This window comes from Stenotrophomonas maltophilia complex sp. Om-AH-Sm3 (assembly GCF_059337855.1).
In genome coordinates, this window is sequence record NZ_JBYBLQ010000024.1 from 1 (window position 1) to 19,594 (window position 19,594).

At 67.2% G+C, this 19,594-nt stretch carries 15 protein-coding genes; 3 read left to right on the plus strand and 12 right to left on the minus strand.

The window, feature by feature from the left end; genetic code table 11:
• Positions 1-174: 174 nt before the first annotated feature.
• The 3 genes from AC10QF_RS19055 to AC10QF_RS19065 all read right to left on the minus strand — a co-directional run bounded on the left by AC10QF_RS19055 (position 175) and on the right by AC10QF_RS19065 (position 5,288).
• Positions 175-957 (minus strand): helix-turn-helix transcriptional regulator, encoded by a 783-nt coding sequence (locus tag AC10QF_RS19055; protein ID WP_494542692.1) that lies wholly within the window; start codon positions 955-957, stop codon positions 175-177.
• 45 nt (positions 958-1,002) lie between these two features.
• Positions 1,003-2,128, minus strand: a protein-coding gene (gene prfB / locus AC10QF_RS19060; protein ID WP_111008336.1) for a peptide chain release factor 2 whose coding sequence is annotated in 2 segments (ribosomal slippage) — positions 1,003-2,052 and positions 2,054-2,128 — 1,125 coding nt in all. Because the reading frame shifts where the segments join, the coding sequence is not laid out codon by codon here.
• Between the two features lie 253 nt (positions 2,129-2,381).
• Entirely contained in the window at positions 2,382-5,288 is a 2,907-nt protein-coding gene (locus AC10QF_RS19065; RefSeq protein ID WP_494542693.1) for a DUF2135 domain-containing protein, read from the minus strand.
• A gap of 130 nt (positions 5,289-5,418) precedes the next feature.
• Here AC10QF_RS19065 and AC10QF_RS19070 point away from each other — a divergent pair, with 130 nt between their 5' ends.
• Positions 5,419-6,453, plus strand: coding sequence for a DUF1176 domain-containing protein (locus AC10QF_RS19070; protein ID WP_069138635.1), 1,035 nt, complete (start codon positions 5,419-5,421; stop codon positions 6,451-6,453).
• A 65-nt stretch (positions 6,454-6,518) separates the two neighbouring features.
• Here the strand turns inward: AC10QF_RS19070 and recJ are convergent, their stop codons facing one another.
• The gene (gene recJ, locus AC10QF_RS19075; protein WP_494542694.1) at positions 6,519-8,276 is read right to left on the minus strand and encodes a single-stranded-DNA-specific exonuclease RecJ; all 1,758 of its coding nucleotides are present in this window, start codon (positions 8,274-8,276) and stop codon (positions 6,519-6,521) included.
• Positions 8,277-8,434: 158 nt separating this feature from the next.
• On the opposite strand from recJ, the gene AC10QF_RS19080 reads away from it, so the two are divergent.
• A complete protein-coding gene (locus tag AC10QF_RS19080; RefSeq protein ID WP_494542695.1) occupies positions 8,435-9,475 on the plus strand; it encodes a DUF1176 domain-containing protein in 1,041 nt (346 codons plus the stop codon).
• A 99-nt stretch (positions 9,476-9,574) separates the two neighbouring features.
• On the opposite strand, the gene AC10QF_RS19085 is transcribed toward AC10QF_RS19080, so the two are convergent.
• The 5 genes from AC10QF_RS19085 to dapB all read right to left on the minus strand — a co-directional run bounded on the left by AC10QF_RS19085 (position 9,575) and on the right by dapB (position 16,470).
• On the minus strand, positions 9,575-10,492 hold the full coding sequence (locus AC10QF_RS19085; protein ID WP_494542696.1) for a phosphoglycerate mutase: 918 nt from the start codon (positions 10,490-10,492) through the stop codon (positions 9,575-9,577).
• 4 nt (positions 10,493-10,496) lie between these two features.
• Positions 10,497-10,961, minus strand: coding sequence for a transcription elongation factor GreA (gene greA / locus AC10QF_RS19090; RefSeq protein WP_026347191.1), 465 nt, complete (start codon positions 10,959-10,961; stop codon positions 10,497-10,499).
• Between the two features lie 8 nt (positions 10,962-10,969).
• Positions 10,970-14,212 carry a carbamoyl-phosphate synthase large subunit gene (gene carB / locus AC10QF_RS19095; RefSeq protein WP_494542697.1) on the minus strand — a complete coding sequence of 1,081 codons (3,243 nt, stop codon included), beginning with the start codon at positions 14,210-14,212 and terminating at the stop codon, positions 10,970-10,972.
• 148 nt (positions 14,213-14,360) lie between these two features.
• Positions 14,361-15,488: a glutamine-hydrolyzing carbamoyl-phosphate synthase small subunit gene (gene carA, locus AC10QF_RS19100; RefSeq protein WP_005416375.1), complete on the minus strand. Its 1,128-nt coding sequence runs from the start codon at positions 15,486-15,488 to the stop codon at positions 14,361-14,363.
• A 262-nt stretch (positions 15,489-15,750) separates the two neighbouring features.
• Positions 15,751-16,470: a 4-hydroxy-tetrahydrodipicolinate reductase gene (gene dapB, locus AC10QF_RS19105; RefSeq protein ID WP_088497769.1), complete on the minus strand. Its 720-nt coding sequence runs from the start codon at positions 16,468-16,470 to the stop codon at positions 15,751-15,753.
• Positions 16,471-16,613: 143 nt separating this feature from the next.
• Here dapB and AC10QF_RS19110 point away from each other — a divergent pair, with 143 nt between their 5' ends.
• Positions 16,614-17,075 (plus strand): DUF4304 domain-containing protein, encoded by a 462-nt coding sequence (locus AC10QF_RS19110; protein ID WP_072168998.1) that lies wholly within the window; start codon positions 16,614-16,616, stop codon positions 17,073-17,075.
• Positions 17,076-17,142: 67 nt separating this feature from the next.
• Here AC10QF_RS19110 and AC10QF_RS19115 read toward each other — a convergent pair whose 3' ends face one another.
• The 3 genes from AC10QF_RS19115 to AC10QF_RS19125 are packed head-to-tail and all read right to left on the minus strand — an operon-like array spanning position 17,143 to position 19,504.
• Complete coding sequence (locus AC10QF_RS19115; RefSeq protein ID WP_065177612.1) at positions 17,143-17,388, minus strand: DUF6587 family protein; 246 nt, start codon at positions 17,386-17,388, stop codon at positions 17,143-17,145.
• Positions 17,388-19,253: a ferrous iron transporter B gene (gene feoB / locus AC10QF_RS19120; protein ID WP_138953578.1), complete on the minus strand. Its 1,866-nt coding sequence runs from the start codon at positions 19,251-19,253 to the stop codon at positions 17,388-17,390. Before feoB ends, AC10QF_RS19115 begins: the two co-directional genes overlap by 1 nt.
• Complete coding sequence (locus AC10QF_RS19125; RefSeq protein WP_005416370.1) at positions 19,250-19,504, minus strand: FeoA family protein; 255 nt, start codon at positions 19,502-19,504, stop codon at positions 19,250-19,252. Before AC10QF_RS19125 ends, feoB begins: the two co-directional genes overlap by 4 nt.
• Between the last annotated feature and the right edge of the window lie 90 nt (positions 19,505-19,594).

Below are 19,594 nucleotides of genomic sequence, written 5' to 3' on the forward strand. Positions count from 1 at the left end.
GTGTGGGTTGGCAGGACCGTTGGCGCCATGGATGGCGCCATCGAGCCCCCATGGACGGGTTTACGGCGTGTCCTGCCAACCCACACCGCCCCGCCATCCAACGGAATGCCCGCTGTTGCTGTTGCTGTTGCTCGGCCTCTGCGGGTGCAGGGCTGCAAGCCCTGCCGTAAACCCCTACCCTCGCGGCAGGTAGGTCACCAGGGAAAGGTCGTGCCGGCTCTCCGGCACCAGTGCCACGTACTGCAGGTCCAGCAGCCCGCGCGTGGGGTGGTTGAGCTTCTTCGCCCCTTCATCGAACCGCCGCACGTCGTGCTCCGGCCACCACCGCCGGAACTCTTCGCTGTGCGCGGCGATGTCTTCCACCAGCGCCAGGAACGGCGCCTTGTCCGGCGCCTGCGCCATCGCCGCGCGGAAGCCTGCCAGCAGGCCGCGGGTCATTTCTTCCCAGTTGAGAATCAGCGTGCGGTACGGCGGGTACAGGAACATCAGCCGCAGCGTATTGCGCTCATGCGGCGCCAGCTGGCTGTAGTCCACGAACAGATCGGCGATGGCCGGGTTCCAGGCCAGGATATCGAACCGGGTGTTGCGCACATAGGCCGGGATCGGCTGCATCGCTTCGACCAGCTGGCGCAGGCCGTCGGTCACGCTCTCGTCCGGCGACTCCAGGGGTACGCCATAGCCGGACAGCGCGAATGCATAGGCGCGTTCGTCGTCGCTCATGCGCAGCACCTGTGCGAGCCGCTCGAGCACTTCGGGCGAGGCGCGCACTTCACGGCCCTGCTCGATCCAGGTGTACCAGCTGACACTGACCCCGATCGCCAGCGCCACTTCCTCGCGCTTCAGGCCCGGGGTGCGCCGCCGCCCGGCCGGGAGGCCGAGCGTGGCGGGGTCGACACGGGCGCGGCAGGCCTTCAGGAAGCTACCGAGTTCCTTGCGTTCACTTTCGCTGCGCATCATCGCCCTCCGCTGCGGAAAGCGATGATATCCGCGCAGGCGCGTCGATCAGGCATCGGCGCGCTTGGAGCCCACGGCCAAACCGGCCTTCAGGCTGGCCTCGACGAACTCGTCCAGGTCGCCGTCCAGCACCTTCTGCGTATCCGAACGCTCGATGCCGGTACGCAGGTCCTTGATACGGCTCTGGTCCAGCACGTAGTTGCGGATCTGGCTGCCCCAGCCGATGTCGGACTTGGTGGCTTCCACCGCGTCCTTCTCGGCGTTGCGCTTCTGGATCTCCAGTTCATACAGCTTGGCGGCCAGCATCTTCATCGCGTTGTCGCGGTTCTGGTGCTGGCTGCGGCCGGTCTGGCACGCCACAACGATGTTGGTCGGGATGTGGGTGATACGCACCGCCGACTCGGTCTTGTTCACGTGCTGGCCACCGGCACCTGACGAGCGGTACACGTCGGTACGCAGGTCGGCCGGGTTGATGGTGATGTCGATGTTGTCATCGATTTCCGGCGACACGAACACCGAGGTGAAGCTGGTGTGGCGGCGGTTGTCCGAGTCGAACGGCGACTTGCGCACCAGGCGGTGCACGCCGGTCTCGGTCTTCAGCCAGCCATAGGCATAGTCGCCTTCCACGCGCAGCGTGGCCGACTTGATGCCGGCGACGTCACCACCGGAGACTTCCATCAGCTCGGTCTTCCAGCCGCGCGACTCGCACCAGCGCAGGTACATGCGCAGCAGGATCTCGGCCCAGTCCTGGGCTTCGGTACCACCGGCACCGGCCTGGATGTCGACGAACGCCGCCGCATTGTCCATTTCGCCGGAGAACATGCGCTGGAACTCCAGCTTCTCCACGTGGGCCTGGTGCTTGTCGAGGTCGGCGACCACCGCCAGTGCGGTCTCCTCGTCCTGCTCGGACTCGGCCAGCTCCAGCAGTTCAGTGGCGTCGTTCAGGCCATCGAGCACCGAGGCGATCCCGCCCACGGTCTTTTCCAGGCTGGAACGCTCGCGGCCCAGGTTCTGGGCGTACTCGGCGTTGTTCCAGACGTCGGGGCTTTCCAGCTCCCGCGTTACTTCTTCAAGACGCTCTTTCTTGGCGTCGTAGTCAAAGATACCCCCGAAGCGACAGCACGCGATCGGTCAGATCGGTGATGCGCTGGCGGACAGGATTCAGTTCGATCATGTCGGCGGTTATGCATTCAAAAGATGACTGGTAATGATACCGCAGGCCGTGGGCGCCCGGAATGAGGGCCTGGGCCTGCGCTGGGGAGGCTCGAGCGTGATGCGTCGGCGCTGCATTCAGGCAGGCGGTACCCGCCTTGGCGCGGGGAGCCGGCCAAGCTGCGGCCGACCCCACACAGGGCCTCCTTGCCCCAGAGCGGCGTCGACGAGGGTCTTCCTTGGCCCACCCTCGGACGGCCACTTGGGGCAGTTGACTATTTAACCTCGAATTCGCCCACCAGCACGGTTTCGGCGCGGTCCTTCAACCGCATCGTGACCATCTGGTCCTTCTGCTTGGCCGTGCCCCAGTGGGTGGTCAGGCGCAGCATCAGCGTCGTCGCCCCGGTCACCAGCTGCTGGCGGCTGCCGAAGTAGTTCGCCTCCACCTTGTACTTGCCCGGCTTGGCGTTGCGCAGCGAGAACTGTTCGGGGCCATAGCCGCCGGTGAAGTCCTGCGATATCTGCCCGCCCTGGTAGGTCAGCCGGTTGCCGTAGTAGGCGCGCTCGCCGTTCGGGTCGGTTACCCACAGGTCCATGTCGCTGTTGTCGGCGTCCCACGACAGCACCACGCGCAGGTCCAGCGGCATCGCCTGCAACAGGCGCGGGTCGATGCCGGTGGTATCCAGCCGGGGCGTGCTGCCGGCCACCAGGTTGGTCAGCTCATCCAGCGCGATCAGGGCGATGCCATCGAAGCGGCTGTCCCACGGCCGCACCACCACCTGGTACAGCGGCGCCAGTGCCTGCTGTGGCTTGCCTGCCGCTGCCAGCGCCAGGCCCAGGTCGCGGAAGCTCTGCGGTTCTTCCTGGCCCATCGCCAGCACCTGCTCGAACACCGGCACCGCCAGTGCGGGAGCATCGGCCTGCATCAGTCGGTAACCGAGCACGCGCAGCAGGTGGCGGTTATCCAGATCCATTTCGGCCAGGTTCGACAGCACCCGCAGTGCCAGCTCGCGCTGGCCCTGCTCCAGCAGCAGGTCGGCCACATCGAGGAAGAAGGCGCTGCTGTCGGCGTGGGCATCGCGCTCGGCCAGATAGCGGTCATAGAGCTGCGACGGCGGGCCCTGGCGCAGGCGCCGGGCGATGGCCGAGTCCGGCTGCCAGGCCGCCAGCTGGAGCTGGCCATCGTTGGCGGCCGCAGCGGCATCGACCTTGCCGCCGGTGACCACAATCGCATCCAGTGCATTCTCCGACGCGGGCGCCGGGCGACGCGCGCGTGCGCTGGCGGCCTGCCTACGCTGCTCGGCCGCTGCTGCCGTCGGTGCAGGGGCGGGCGGAGCAGCAGGTGCAGGGGCTGCCAGCATCGCCACGGGTGCGGATTCGGTTGCGTAGTCTGCGGATGCAACGTCCAGCGCCATTTCCTTGGCCTGCGGCGGCGCATCCTTCGGCCAGCTACGGTTCCACCACTGCTGGCGCTCCTTCCAGCGGGCGGCCACTTCATCCAGGCGCTGGCGATCCCCAGCGGCGCGATCCCTGACCTGCACTGCAAACCTGGCGTCGTACTCCGCGCGCAGCGTGGCCGAAGGACGGATCGCATAGCGCAGGTAGTCCTCCAACGTCTCCAGCACGATCAGCGAGGTATCCGGCCCCACCAGGCCAAACCGTTGTGACAGGCGCTGCATCGCCTCGCGGTTGCCACGACGGTCGGCGGCCAGCTGCTGCAGGCGCGCCTGCGCCCACAAACCGGCCAGCAGTTCACCGTCCTTGCTCTTCTGCGTCGCTGGCAGCGCTTCCCACTCGCCGTCGCCCACGCGCACCCGCATCGGCACACCGTCGGCTGCCAGTCGTGCGTGCAGCCACAGCCAGCCGTCGGCTTCACTGCGCCGATCGATCACTACATCCTGCACGCCGCGTCCCGCATCGACCTGCACATCCAGCGGCGATGCCAGCAACGCGTGCGCCGCCGCATCGACATCCTTGCCCAGCGCGACGAAGCGACCGCCATGCGCCTCACTCCAACCCCGCAGTCGCACGGCATCGGTGCGCGCACCGGCACTGCTGACCGCAAACAGACGCTGATCGGGTGCCATCGCCGGCAGCTGTTCCGGGCCATAGGTCAGCAGGCCATCGCTGACCAGCAGGTATTCCTTCACGCCCGGCTGCGACTGCCACTGCGCCAGCGCGCTGGCACCGTCCGGGCGTACGGCCAGCAGTGCTGCGCGCAATTCATTCCAGTTGCCGGCGCGGATACGGAATCGACGCACCGGCTCGGCGCGATCGCGCAGCACGGTCAAGGCCACGGTGCCGTCACCCATCGCAGCGAAGTAGCGATCCAGCAGCGCGAACTCGCGCGCGCGATCGCGCTGACCCGCCGAACCGGAGCCGTCCCACAGCAGGCCGATCTCGCTGGGCAATGCGCGGGGCGTGCTGCTGGCCGCCACCGGCAGCTGCGCCAGCAGGTAATGGTCATCCTGCCAGGGCGCCACCTGCACCTGTGCCTGGCGGGCTTCCGGCAGGCTCCACTGCAGCTGCTTCGGCAGCTGAACGCCCCTGCCCTGCCACTGCAGTTGGCCCGCGCTGATGCGGAAGGGCGCCGTACCTGCAGTAGTCGCGCCGGGTGCCTGCAACTTAAGTTGAACCGAGGCTGCACCGGCGGCAAACTGCAGCGGCAGCGTCCACTGCCAGCCTTGGCCGGCGAAGGCCAACGGCTCGCGAATCACCAGCTGCACGCGCCGGCTGCCGCCGGCCGGCAGCGGATAGATGCGCAGGCGGAACTGGTTGCCGGCGGTCTGTTCCAGCAGGCCCGGGTCAACGCCGCGGCGGGCGATCTCCTCGAACACCTGTCGGCCACGGTCCTTCGGCACCGGCACCGCGTCACGCATCTCGCCGTTGATATCCAGCGCGAAGCCGCTGATCTGCTGACCGTCGGCCAGCGGGAACTGCAGCTCGCCCTCCAGCACGCGCCGGTTCGGATTATGGAATTCCAGCGTGATCCGGGTCTGGGCGATGCCGGCCTGCACTTCGCCTTCGATGCGGGCGTGTCGTAATTGAACCGGCTGCTCAGCCGCCGGCGCGATCAGCAGCGGCGTGGCGGCCTGCGGCCGGGAGATCGGCGGCGACTGTGCGCCAGCGGGCCAGGCCGCAAGGGCCAGCAACAACACGGTGCAGCAACGGGCGAAGACCATGACCGGGCTCCAGTGGGATCGTGGACCTTTGAACGCACCAGCAACCGTAATGGGGTTGGCGCCTGTGCTCGCATCGACACACGCCCCTCCAACCAGCACCATGGAAGTCCTCGCCACACAGGGATGCACCATGCGCCCGTTGATTGCCTTGATCCTGCTGGTCCTGGCCGGCGCCGCCGCCGCTGGCAGCGTGAAAGGGGTGCGCTTCGCCCACTACGACTGGATGCTGGCCTGCGACAACACCCGTACCTGCCGCGCCGCCGGCTACCAGGACGATGTCGGCGGCAACTTGCCGGTGTCGGTGCTGCTGACTCGCAAGGGCGGACCCGGCCAGCCGGTCAGCGCCGAACTGATGCTGGGCCAGTACAACGAGGTCAAGCTGCCGACACAGCTGTCGCTGCAGATCAACGGCAAGGATCTGGGCGCGCTGTCGTTGACCGCAGACACGGCGACACTGTCTACAGCGCAGACCAAGGCACTCCTGGCCTCGCTGGTGCGCAGCAGCCGCATCGTGGCGGTCGGCAACGATGGCCAGCGCTGGACGCTGTCCGATCGTGGCGCCTCGGCGGTGCTTCTGAAGATGGACGAATTTCAGGGCCGGCTGGAGACTCCCGGCGCGCTGATGCGCAAGGGGTCGCGCGCCGAAGCCTCAGTTCCTCCCGCACTTCCGGTGCCTACGCTGGTTCTGGCGCCATTGGTGGCGGCACGAGCCACCGATGCCCCACTGGAACACTCACCCGCACTGCGCGCGGCGCTGGCCGCGGCCAACCCGGGCGGCGACTGCGTCGCACTGACACCCGAAGGCCTGCCGATGGTGGACGGCCCGCAGGAGCTGCGCGTGTCCCGGCTGGGGAGGACTTCCCTACTGGTGTCTACGCTCTGCTGGCGTGGCGCCTACAACGAAGGCATCGGCTACTGGGTGGTGAACGATGCACCGCCCTTCAAGGCCACGCTGGTGACCGCATCGGGCGGCGATGACGATGGTCGGGTAATCAGTTCGGCGCACAAAGGCCGCGGCTTAGGCGATTGCTGGTCCACCGCGAGTTGGGGCTGGGACGGGCGCCGCTTTGTGCAGACCGATGAATCCACCTCCGGCCTGTGCCGGCTGGTCGCGGCTGGGGGTGCATGGCACATGCCGACGCTGGTGACCGAGGTGACGCCCTGAGCTTGGCCAGTTGATTGGATCCACGCATAGCGCGCCGCCCACGGCCCCCGCTCGCGAAACGGCGCTCAAACCGGCAGGCAGTGCTCCACGATCAGCTGGATGGCGCTGCCGCCACGGTAGTCATCACAGGCCAGCCGGTAGGCTAGGTGGACGTGACGTGATGGCGCGTTGCCGTGCCAGCCGCCGAAATGGATGGCGTTGATCGTGCCAGGCACGCCCGGCAGGCGCAGTTCCAGCTTCAGATGGCGCTCCTTCAGCACGCGCCAGTTGGCCACTTCGAAGTGGCCGTCGAACAGGGGTTCGGGGAAGCCCTGGCCCCATGGGCCGGCCAACCGCAGCGCATCGGCGTGGCGATGATCGAGCTCGTCCGCGGCCAGTTGGCCGTCGCTGAGCACCTGCTGCTGCAGTGCCGCCGGGTCGACCATTTCCAGCACCACGGCGACGAAGGCGGCCTTGAAGTCATCAACGTGGTCAAGCCGCAGGCTGAGGCCGGCCGCCATGGCGTGACCGCCGAAGCGGTCGATCAGGCCCGGATGGCGCGCATCGACCAGCGCCAGCGCGTCACGGATGTGCAGCCCGGGAATCGAGCGCGCAGAGCCACGCAGCGTGTCGGCGCCCGGTTCGGCCGGAGCGAAGGCGATCACCGGACGATGCAGGCGATCCTTCATCTTCGAAGCGACCAGGCCGACCACTCCGGGATGCCAGTCGGCATCAAACAGGCAGGCGGCCACCGGCCGTTGCCCGGCCATGTCCAGCACCACGCGGGTCAGGGCCTGCTCGGCATCGTCGGTCATCGACTGCTGCACGGCGCGGCGTTCCGCGTTGATCTGCTCCAGCGTCTGCGCGATCTCGCGCGCCTGGCGCGGATCTTCGGTGAGCAGCAGCGCGATGCCCAGCGCCATGTCTTCCAGCCGGCCCGCCGCGTTCAGGCGCGGGCCGAGTGCGAAGCCGATGTCGGTGGCGGTCAGTCGCGCGGCATCCCGGCCACTGGCTTCGATCAGTGCACGCAGGCCCACACAGCCCTGCCCTGCGCGCAGACGGCGCAGGCCTGCGCTGACCAGCGCACGGTTGTTCGGGTCCAGCGCTACCAGGTCCGCAACGGTGCCCACCGCCACCAGATCCAGCAGCGTGGTCAGGTCCGGCCCCTTGCCATCTGCGAAGACGCCGGCCTCGCGCATATGCCGGCGCAGCGCCATCAGCACATAGAAGATCACACCAACACCGGCCAGCGATTTGCTGGGGAAGGCATCGCCATCCAGGTTGGGATCGACGATCACGTCGGCCGGCGGCAGCTGCGGCCCCGGCAGATGGTGGTCGGTGACCAGCACCTGCCAGCCGCGCGCCTTGGCCGCGGTGACACCGGCATGGCAGGCAATACCGTGGTCGACCGTGACCAGCAGGTCCGGCTGCAGCGCGGCCAACTCTTCCACCAGCGACGGTGACAGGCCATAGCCATGCACCATGCGGTTCGGCACCGCGTGGAAGACGTGTTGCGCACCGAGCATGCGCAGACCGCGCACGCCGACTGCACAGGCGGTGGCGCCATCGCAATCGAAATCGCCGACCACCAGGATGCGCTTGTCGTTGGCGATGGCCTCGATCAGCAGACCCACCGCATCATCGATGCCGGTCAGCAGCTCAGGCGCGTGCAGATTGCCCAGCTTCGGCTGCGCCAACTCCGGTGTACCTGCGCCACGGCTGGCATAGAGACGCGCCAGCAGCGGCAGCGTGCCCTCCGGCCAACTGCCGGGTACGACCGCATCGCGGCGGCGGATCATCGGCGTATCAGAGGCGGGCTGCGCAGCATCGGCGGCAAGGGACATCGGCATCGCCGGTTACGAAAGACCCGCACATCATAACGTGCACCGCTCCCCCGGTCGGCTGCCGCTGCTGACGAGGCAACTTGGCTCTTCGGACAGCAGCATTTGGATTTCACGACCGTATCTTCCATGCTTGCCTGCCCTGGAACGGACTTCCATCCATGACCCGCACCCTGCTGACCGCGCTGATGGCACTCACCGTGGCCCCGGCCGCCCACTCCGCGACGCCTGAGCCCAGGCCCGGGGTCGAATTCGAACACAACGACTGGTCGCTGGCCTGTGACAACACCCGCACCTGCCGCGCCGCCGGCTACAGTCCGGAAGAACCCGGCAACCTGCTCAGCCTGATGCTTGAGCGCGCCGGCGGCCCGGGTGCGAAGGTGATCGCGCGGCTGCGCAATGGCGAGGATGGCGAAAGCCCGACGCCGACCGGGGCACTGCGCCTGCGCCTGAACGGCAAGGACCTGGGCCCGGTGCGCGACACCGGCGACGGGGACAAAGTGTTGTTGCAGCAGGCACAGACCGATGCACTGGTCGCCGCACTGCCGCGCCAGGCACGCATCGAGATCATCGACGGCAAGGGCAAGGCCTGGCCGATCTCCGACCGCGGTGCAGCGGCCGTACTGCTGAAGATGGACGAGGCACAGGGCCGGCTGGGCACCCCCGGTGCGCTGGTGCGGCGTGGCGACAAGCCCGAAGCAGGCGTGCCTGCGGCGTTGCCGGTGCCAGTGATCGTGCGCGGCACGCTGGTGGCACCGCGCGCCTCGGACGCGGCACTGGCGAAAGCACCGGGCCTGCGCAAGGCACTGATCGCCAGCCTGCCCAAGCCGGATGAGTGCGGCCGCCTGAGCGAGGGCGGGACAGATGAAATCGAGATCCAGCGACTGGACGCCCAACATGTGCTGGCAAGCACCAGCTGCTTCGTGGGGCCCTACAACATGAGCAACGGCTACTGGGTGGTGCGTGACAAATCACCATACCAGGCGACCTTTGTCACCGACCTCGCAGAAGATTTTGAGCGCGACGATGCTACATTGCGAGGCCGTTTCCGAGGCCGCGGCGTTGGCGATTGCATCTCTGCCAAAGACTGGGTGTGGGACGGCGAGCGCTTCGTCAAGAGCAGCGATTTCACGACGGGCCAGTGTCGCAATATGCTCGGCGGGCACTGGACGCTGCCGACGGTGGTCAGCGAGGTCCGTTGAGGCGCCGCTACCTGCGGTAGTGCCGACCGCTAGCCGGCAACCCCGACAAACCCTGGGGGGTCAGAGCCGTTTTCCGATGGAGAACGGATCCGACCCCGGTCAGTCGTGCAGCTGGCGCGGCTTCTTCCAGAACTGCCAGCGCTGGCCACGGTCCAGCTGGAATTGCAGGCCGTCCTCGAAGTCCAGTACCAGCCGCTGCAGTTCGCCACGCTTGAGCGCGGCCAGCAGCGGCCGGATCGCATCATTGCCGAGCTGCTGCAAAGAGCGCAGCTGGCGCAGGTCGACCAGCGCATCCACCGCCTGCTCGCCATCCACGGCCACACCAGCCGCCAGGGCCAGGCCCTGCAGCAGCGCGTCCCGGCTGCGCACCTGCGCGTGCGGCGTGCTGACCGACACCGGCATCACGCCACCGCCCCAGAACCACAGCGAATTGATCGGCTGTTGTCCCTGTGCGGCACGCTGCTGGTTCCAGGAATGGTTGTGCAGCAGCACCTGCGCCTCGGTCATCAGCGCCCGCCAGCGACGACCGCCCTCGCCTTCGGGCAGATGCGAGAACAGGTCATCGCCGAGGACCTCGTCGGGGCTGTCGAAGTCCGGCAGCTCGCTGTCGATCGGCAGCCGCAGGTACCAGCGCGAGGGATCGGGTGCGTCGAGCACGAAGCCGGCATCGGCGAACAATGGCTGCAGCACCGGCAGCAACGCGAGGCTGTCGGCCAGCGTCGGCCGCAGTGTTTCGCCATAGGCCATCATCCGCGCGCCGTGCATGTCCGGCACCATGCAGGCCGGATCGGCACGCAGCCAGCTGGCGCCGGCGGCATCGCCGACGTCGCGCTGGCGGGTCAACGCGGCCACCGGCCAGTGCGGCGCGGCAACCGAGAAATGGCGTGTCAGCTGCGCGCGCTCGCCCGGCACGACCTGCACCGTCGTGGCACGGCCGAGCGCGCGTGCCACATCGTCCGGCAGCGCAGCCGCGACAAAGCGGCTGCGTGCAGGCAACAGCAGGGTCGCCGTCGCCACGCGGTCAGTCCACGTAGCTGACGCTGACGATCTCGTACTCGCGCTGGCCGGCCGGGGCGTCGATCACGATCGAATCGCCTTCCAGCTTGCCGATCATCGCCCGCGCCACCGGCGAGGAAATCGCGATCAGGCCCAGCTTGATGTCCGCTTCCAGGTCACCGACGATCTGGTACTTCTTCTCTTCGTCGGTTTCCACGTCGGCCAGCGTCACGCTGGCGCCGAACACCACCTTGGAGCCGGCATTGAGCTTGCTCACGTCGATGATCTCGGCGTGCGACAGCTCGCCCTCCAGCTGCTTGATGCGGCCTTCGATGAAGCCCTGTTCCTCGCGCGCGGCGTGGTACTCGGCATTCTCCTTCAGGTCACCGTGCTCACGCGCTTCGGCGATGGCGGCGATGACCTTCGGGCGCTTGACCGACTTCAGGTGATCCAGTTCGTCGCGCAGCTTCTGCGCGCCCTTCATGGTGATGGGGGCTCTCATGCATTCAACTCCTTGTGCAGCTCCTGCAGCGACCAGACGGGGCCGGTGCCGCGGAATTCCAGTGAATCCACCAGCGCCTTGGCGCCGGCAATGGTGGTCGAGTAGGTGACGCGATGCTGCAGCGCCTCGCGGCGGATCGAGAACGAGTCGTTGATCGCCGAACGACCTTCGGTCGTGTTGACGATGTAGACGATCTCGCCGTTCTTGATCGAGTCGACGATGTGCGGACGGCCTTCGACCACCTTGTTGATGATCTCGCAGTCCATGCCGTGCTGCTGCAGCCACGCGGCGGTGCCACGGGTGGCGACCAGGCTGTAGCCACGCGCCAGCAGCGCCTTGGCCACCGGCAGCACGCGCTTCTTGTCCGGGTCGCGGACCGAGACGAAGGCCTTGCCGACCGGCGGTGCCTTGATGCCACCGGCTTCCTGCGCACGCGCAAAGGCGGCGTTGAAGGTGCGGCCGACGCCCATCACCTCGCCGGTGGAGCGCATCTCCGGCCCGAGGATCGGATCGACGCCCTGGAACTTGGCGAACGGGAAGATCGCTTCCTTCACCGAGTAGTAGTCCGGCACGATTTCCTTGGTCGCGCCCTGCTCGGCCAGGCTCTTGCCAGCCATGCAACGGGCGGCGATCTTCGCCAGCGCCATGCCGGTGGCCTTGGACACGAACGGCACGGTGCGCGAGGCACGCGGGTTCACTTCCAGCAGGTAGATGGTGTCGGCACCCTCGTCGCTGGTCTGGATCGCGAACTGGGTGTTCATCAGGCCGACCACGTTCAGGGCCTTGGCCAGCTCCACCACCTGGCGGCGCAGTTCGGCCTGGGTTTCAGCCGACAGCGAGTACGGCGGCAGCGAGCACGAGGAATCGCCCGAGTGCACGCCAGCTTCTTCGATGTGCTCCATCACGCCACCGATCAGGACGTTGCCATCCTTGTCGGCGATGATGTCGACGTCGCACTCGACAGCATTGTCGAGGAAGCGGTCCAGCAGCACCGGCGAATCGTTGGACACCTTCACAGCGTCGCGCACGTAACGGGCCAGGTCGGCTTCGCCGTAGACGATTTCCATGGCACGGCCGCCCAGCACGTAGCTCGGGCGCACCACCAGCGGGTAGCCAATCTCGCGGGCCAGCAGCAGGGCTTCCTGGTCGTTGCGGGCGATGCGGTTCGGCGGCTGCTTCAGGCCCAGCTTGTCCACCAGCTGCTGGAAGCGCTCGCGGTCTTCGGCCAGGTCGATCGAGTCCGGGCTGGTGCCGATCACCGGCACGCCATTGGCCTCCAGCGCGCGCGCCAGCTTCAGCGGGGTCTGGCCGCCGTACTGCACGATCACGCCCTTCGGCTGCTCCAGTTCGACGATTTCCAGCACGTCTTCCAGGGTCAGCGGCTCGAAGTACAGGCGGTCGGAGGTGTCGTAGTCGGTCGACACGGTTTCCGGGTTGCAGTTGACCATGATGGTTTCATAGCCATCCTCGCGCAGCGCCAGCGCCGCGTGCACGCAGCAGTAGTCGAACTCGATGCCCTGCCCGATGCGGTTCGGGCCACCGCCCAGGATCATGATCTTGTCGCGGTTGCTCGGCGCGGCCTCGCACTCGTCCTCGTAGGTCGAGTACAGGTAGGCGGTACCGGTGGAGAATTCACCGGCACAGGAGTCCACGCGCTTGTAGACCGGGCGCACCTTGTGCGCACGACGCAGCGCGCGGATGGCGGCTTCGTTGGTGCCGGTCAGCTGCGCCAGGCGCGCGTCGGAGAAGCCAGCGCGCTTCAGCTTGCGCAGGCGTGCGGCATCCAGCGCATCGATGCCACCGGCGGCGACTTCGCCTTCCGCCGCGATGATTTCCTCGATCTGGTCCAGGAACCAGTGATCGATGAATGACAGTGCGTAGATCTCTTCCACGCTCATGCCGGCGCGGAACGCATCGGCCACATAGAACAGGCGCTCCGGGCCCGGCGCCTTCAGCTCGCGACGCAGGGTCTGCAGGTCGTCTTCGTTGCCCAGGTCCAGACCGGTCGGGTCGAAGCCGACCTTGCCGGTTTCCAGGCCACGCAGGGCCTTCTGCACCGACTCCTGGAAGGTGCGGCCCATCGCCATCACCTCGCCCACCGACTTCATCTGGGTGGTCAGGCGGGCATCGGCGGCCGGGAACTTCTCGAAGGCGAAGCGCGGGATCTTGGTGACGACGTAGTCGATGGACGGCTCGAACGAGGCCGGGGTCAGGCCGCCGGTGATTTCGTTCTTCAGTTCGTCCAGGGTGTAGCCCACGGCCAGCTTGGCGGCGACCTTGGCGATCGGGAAGCCGGTGGCCTTGGAAGCCAGCGCCGAGGAACGCGACACGCGCGGGTTCATCTCGATGACGACCACGCGGCCGGTCTTCGGGTTGATGCCGAACTGCACGTTCGAGCCACCGGTATCGACGCCGATCTTGCGCAGCACGGCGATGGAGGCATCGCGCAGGCGCTGGTATTCCTTGTCGGTCAGGGTCTGGGCCGGGGCCACGGTGATCGAGTCACCGGTGTGCACGCCCATCGGGTCCAGGTTTTCGATCGAGCAGACGATGATGCAGTTGTCCGCGGTATCGCGGACCACTTCCATCTCGAATTCCTTCCAGCCCAGCACCGACTCTTCCACCAGCACTTCGGTGGTCGGCGACAGTTCCAGGCCGCGGCTGACGATCTCGACCAGCTCTTCGCGGTTGTAGGCAATGCCGCCACCGCTGCCGCCCAGGGTGAAGCTGGGGCGGATGATGGTCGGATAGCCGACGCGGGTCTGGATTTCCAGCGCTTCGTCCAGGGTGTGGGCGACGGCGGCAGTCGGGCACTCCAGGCCGATCTCACCCATGGCCACGCGGAACAGCTCGCGGTCTTCGGCCATGCGGATCGCTTCGCGCTTGGCGCCGATCAGTTCGACGTTGTACTTCTCCAGCACGCCGTGGTCGGCCAGGTCCAGCGCGCAGTTCAGCGCGGTCTGGCCACCCATGGTCGGCAGCAGCGCATCGGGCTTTTCCTTGGCGATGATCTTCTCGACCGTCTGCCAGTTGATCGGCTCGATGTAGACGGCGTCGGCCATCTCCGGGTCGGTCATGATCGTGGCCGGGTTGCTGTTGACCAGCACCACGCGGTAACCCTCGTCACGCAGGGCCTTGCAGGCCTGGGCACCGGAGTAGTCGAACTCGCAGGCCTGGCCGATGACGATCGGGCCAGCACCGATGATGAGGATGGTCTTGAGGTCAGTGCGCTTGGGCATTTTCTTCTCTAAGTCAGTACAGCGTGACAAGGGGGGTGATCGCACGCTGTCGATCAGGAATCTTGATCCGCAGCGCCGCGCCGGGGGCAGCAGCGATGCGGGGTTTACGGTCCATCGCGACGCCACCGGCAGGCCGGCGGCGTACTGATCACGCCTTGGCCTGCTCCATCAGCACCACGAAGCGGTCGAACAGCGGGCCGACGTCGTGCGGGCCTGGCGACGCTTCCGGATGGCCCTGGAACGAGAACGCCGGCACGTCGGTGCGGGCCACGCCCTGGTTGGTGCCGTCGAACAGCGAACGGTGGGTCACGCGCAGGGTCGGCGGCAGGGTTGCTTCATCGATCGCGAAACCGTGGTTCTGCGAGGTGATCATCACCCGGCCGCTGTCCAGGTCCTGCACCGGATGGTTGGCACCGTGGTGGCCGTGGCCCATCTTCATGGTCTGCGCGCCCGAGGCCAGGCCGAGCAGCTGGTGGCCCAGGCAGATGCCGAAGGTCGGGATCTTCACATCGATGAAGGTCTTGATCGCCTCGATGGCGTAGTCGCACGGTTCCGGGTCACCCGGGCCGTTGGACAGGAACACGCCGTCCGGCTTCAGTGCCAGCACCTCGGCGGCCGGGGTCTGCGCCGGCACCACGGTCACTTCGCAGCCGCGCTCGGCCAGCATGCGCAGGATGTTGGTCTTCACGCCGAAGTCGTAGGCCACGACCTTGTACTTGGCCGGCACGCTGACGAAGGCGTTGGCATCCAGGTCCAGCTGGCCCTCGGTCCAGGTGTAGGTCTTCTCGGTAGTGACGACCTTGGCCAGATCCATGCCCTTCAGCCCCGGGAACTTGCGGGCGGCTTCCAGTGCCTTTTCCACGTCGATGTCGCCGGCCATCAGCGCACCGTTCTGCGCACCCTTCTCGCGCAGGATGCGGGTCAGCTTGCGGGTGTCGATGCCGGCGATGGCGACCACGCCACGCTGGATCAGCCAGTCCTGCAGCGACACCTGGCTGCGCCAGTTGCTGGGGCGGCGCGGAACGTCGCGCACGATCAGGCCGGCCGACCACACCTTGGACGCTTCGTCGTCCTGGTCGGTCATGCCGGTGTTGCCGATATGCGGATAGGTCAGCGTGACCATCTGCCGGGCGTAGGACGGGTCGGTCAACACTTCCTGATAGCCGGTCATGGCGGTGTTGAACACCACTTCACCGACGGACAGGCCGGGCGCGCCTACGGATTCGCCCTCGAATACGGTGCCGTCTTCGAGGACGAGGATTGCGGCTTGGGTCACGGGAATCTCACTTTGGCTACCGAGGGGGCTGCCGAAGTCACGCCTGCGCTTCACGGAAATCCGGTTGCAAAAAAGCGCGGACGTACGGTCTGGGACCGGTCCGGCTTTCGTGATTCGGCGAGTGCGAATTGTAGCGCTGCCGGGGCGCTCACGCCAGCGGTTATCGCGCTTCATGAACAGGCAATTGCGCATTCATTTCAATCCGGCCGGGTATGCGGCACCCGCTACCCGGTAGTGCCGGCCAGCGGCCGGCATTACCGCCTTACGCCAGCAGGTCCCGCACGCGGTAGCTGCCCGGGGCCCGGCCCTGCAGCTGGCGGGCGGCAAACAGGGCGCCGCGGGCGAAGATGTCGCGATTGGTGGCCCGGTGTACCAGCTCGATGCGCTCGCCCAGCCCGGTGAACTGCACCAGATGCTCGCCCACGATGTCGCCGGCGCGCAGGCTGGCGTAGTGCGGCTCCGCCCCGCCCCGCTGCGCGGCCGCGCCCAGGGTCAATGCAGTGCCCGATGGCGCGTCCTTCTTCTGGGTGTGGTGCGATTCGACGATGTCGCAGTCCCAGCCGGCCAGCGCCTGCGCCGCGCGCTCCACCAGTTCGTCCAGTACCGCCACGCCCAGGCTGAAGTTCGAGGCCCATACCAGCGGGATCTTCGCCGCCGCGGCGTCCAGCGCCTGGCGCTGTGTGCTGGAGATACCGGTGGTACCCGACACCAGCCCGGCCCCGCGATCCACGCACAGCGCCAGCAGCGGGTCGAAGCCCTCCGGCAGGCTGAAGTCAATGGCCACGTCGAACACCGGCGCACCGGGCAGTTCGCTGGCCGCGAAGAACGGCACACCGTCAACTACGCGCTGGGCCGGCGCGCGACCGGTCACGGCGGCCACGATCTGCAGGGTTTCGGAATGTTCGGCGGCCAGCCGCAGCAGGGCTTGGCCCATGCGCCCGGAGGCACCGTGAATGAGCAATCGCAGGGGAGTCTGGTTCATGCCTGCAGGCTAGCGGCAGCACGCCCGCTCCGGCAAGCGCCATCGCTGCGATGCTGCATGCCCCTGCGGTGACGGGTTTGCCACTGGACGCGGCAACGCTCCCCTTCAAGTCTGTGGCCCTTCCCTCAGCCCGGGCAAAACCCATGAAATCCTCGACCGTCTTCAGCAAGTGCGCCAGGAAGACCGGTTATGCCGGGACGTCGACCACGCGCTACCGCTTGCTGGATGCCGCCCTGCTTGTCGTTAATCACCAGCGCGCCAGCGAAAGCCGGGGCTTCTATGTGAATGCTGGACTCTACTTTCCAGAGCTGCTCGCGTATCCCCTCGCGCCTGACGATCTTGAAACGGCTTTCCGGTACCGCTCCAGCATTCCCACGCCCCATGTCGACTGGCGGATCGAAGAAACGCCGGGCCTGCGCCGGACCTTCATCCAGCAGGACCTTGAAGATCTGCTGGAGGCCGGCAACCGCGACGCGTTGAAGGCCCTGCTGCTCGATGCCCTGGCCGACGTGGCGGGTTTCGCAGCAGCCCATGGAAACCGCGAATCGGTGCGGCGATTGAATCAGGACGGGAACTTCCGCGCGATCATCCGCAGAGAGGTCTGAACCCTGGAAAGCGTGCGGGTCGAAAGTTCGCACCCTCCGGACAGCCGCGGTCGAGCATGGCTGGACGCTACTTCTTGGTCGGCCCGCAGCTGTCGCACCCCCCACAGGCACCGCCACCACCGCTGGCCGGCGGCGCGATCTTCCGCCCCAGCGCCTGCAGCCAGGCCGCGCGACCCGGCTTCAGCAGGGCCAGCGCCAAGGCCCCGCGCAGCGTGCGCACGGTACCCGGGAACTGCTTCTTCAGCACCACCCAGGCACTGACCAGCACGGCCACCGCGATGATCAGGTACTGGATCAGCAGCCCGGTATCCATCAGCCGCCTCCCAGCGCCTTGGTCACCTGATAGGTGATCAGCGCGGCCACGTAAGCCGCGGCAAACAGGTAGAACGCGGCAAAGCCCATCTGCTTCCACGAGTTGGTCTCGCGCTTGATGGTAGCCAGCGTCGAGATGCACATCGGGGCGTAGATGTACCAGACCAGCAGCGACAGGGCCGTGGCCAGCGACCAGCCATCGCTGATCAACGGGGTCAGCGCCTGGCTGGCGGCATCGTCATCGGCGGCCGACAGCGCATACACGGTGGCCAGCGAAGACACCGCCACCTCACGCGCAGCCAGGCCCGGAATCAGCGCGATGCAGATCTGCCAGTTGAAGCCCAGCGGTGCGAAGAACACCGCCATCGCATGGCCGATCCGGCCGGCGTAGCTGTAGTCGATGGCCGGCATCGTGGCATCGGCCGGGGCCGCCGGGAACGACAGCAACACCCACAGCAGGATGGTCAGCGCCAGGATGATGCCGCCGACGCGCTTTAGGAAGATCATGCCGCGCTCATACAGACCGACCGCCAGGTCACGCACATGTGGCAGGCGGTACGACGGCAGCTCCAGCATCAGCGGATGCTCGCTCTTGTCGCGGCGCCACTTCTTCATGATCCAGGACATCGCCAGCGCACTGAGGATGCCGGCGGCGTACAGGCCGAACAGGACCAGGCCCTGCTGGTTGAACACCCCCCACACCGTCTTCTGCGGAATGAACGCACCGATCAGCAGGGCGTACACCGGCAGGCGCGCCGAGCAGGTCATCAGCGGTGCGACCAGGATGGTGGCCAGGCGGTCACGCGGGTCCTGGATGCTGCGCGTGGACATGATGCCCGGCACCGCGCAGGCGAAGCTGGACAGCAGCGGGATGAACGAGCGGCCGGACAGGCCGGCGGCGGCCATCATGCGGTCGAGCAGGAACGCCGCACGTGGCAGGTAGCCGGATTCCTCCAGCACCAGGATGAAGAAGAACAGGATCAGGATCTGCGGCAGGAACACCACCACGCCACCGACGCCGGCGATGATGCCGTCGGTCAGCAGGCTGGCCAGCGGACCCTCCGGCAACACGCTGCCAACGAGAGCACCGAGCCAGGCGAAGCCAGCCTCGATGCCATCCATCAACGGCGTCGCCCAGGCGTACACCGCCTGGAAGATCAGGAACATCACCACTGCAAGGCTGATCAGCCCGAACACCGGGTGCAGCAGCCAGCGGTCCAGCGCGTCGTCGATCTTCGCGGTCCGCGCCGGCATCCGCACGGCGACCGACAGGATCTCGCGCACCTTGGCGTGGTAGTCGATGCCACCTTCCGGGCCCGGCACCGGTGCATCCAGGTGCGGCACCATCGCATCGAGGCGTTCGACCAGGGCCTTGGCACCCTGCTTGCGCACCGCTACGGTCTCCACCACCGGTACGCCCAGCTCGCGCTCCAGCGCGGCCACGTCCACCTGGATGCCACGGCGCTGGGCCGCATCGACCATGTTCAGGGCGACCACCATCGGCTTGCCCAGCTCACGCAGCTCCAGCGCGAAGCGCAGGTGCAGGCGCAGGTTGGTGGCGTCGATCACGCACAGCAGCACGTCCGGCGCAGCTTCGCCCGGGTAGAAGCCCCGGCACAGGTCACGGGTGATCGCCTCATCCAGGCTGGCCGGATGCAGGCTGTAGGCACCCGGCAGGTCGAGCACGGCGAATTCGCGGCCGGACGGCGCGCGCAGGCGACCTTCCTTGCGCTCTACGGTGACGCCGGTGTAGTTGGCGACCTTCTGCCGGCTGCCGGTCAGCTGGTTGAACAGCGCGGTCTTGCCGCTGTTGGGGTTCCCGACCAGCGCGATGCGCAGCGGTGAGGCGGAGACAGTGGCGGTCATGCACGTCGTTCCTGGCTGGCAGCGTCGACCACGACGCGCTTGGCTTCACTGATCCGCAGCGCGAACCGGGTGAACCCGACCTGCACCAGCAGCGGCTCGCCCCCCACCGGGCCCTTGGCCACCAAGCGTACTTCCTCGCCATTCACGAAACCCAGCTCGCGCAGGCGACGGGCAATGGCATCGTTGGCATGCAGGTCCTGCACGGACTCGACCACGGCCGAGGTGTGCAGCGGCAGTTCGGACAGCGTCATCTAGCGTGTTCTCTGCTGGATGTAAATGGTTCTCGATTCTAACATTCCCGCGTCGCGTCATGGCCCATGACCAATGGCCCGCTATGATCC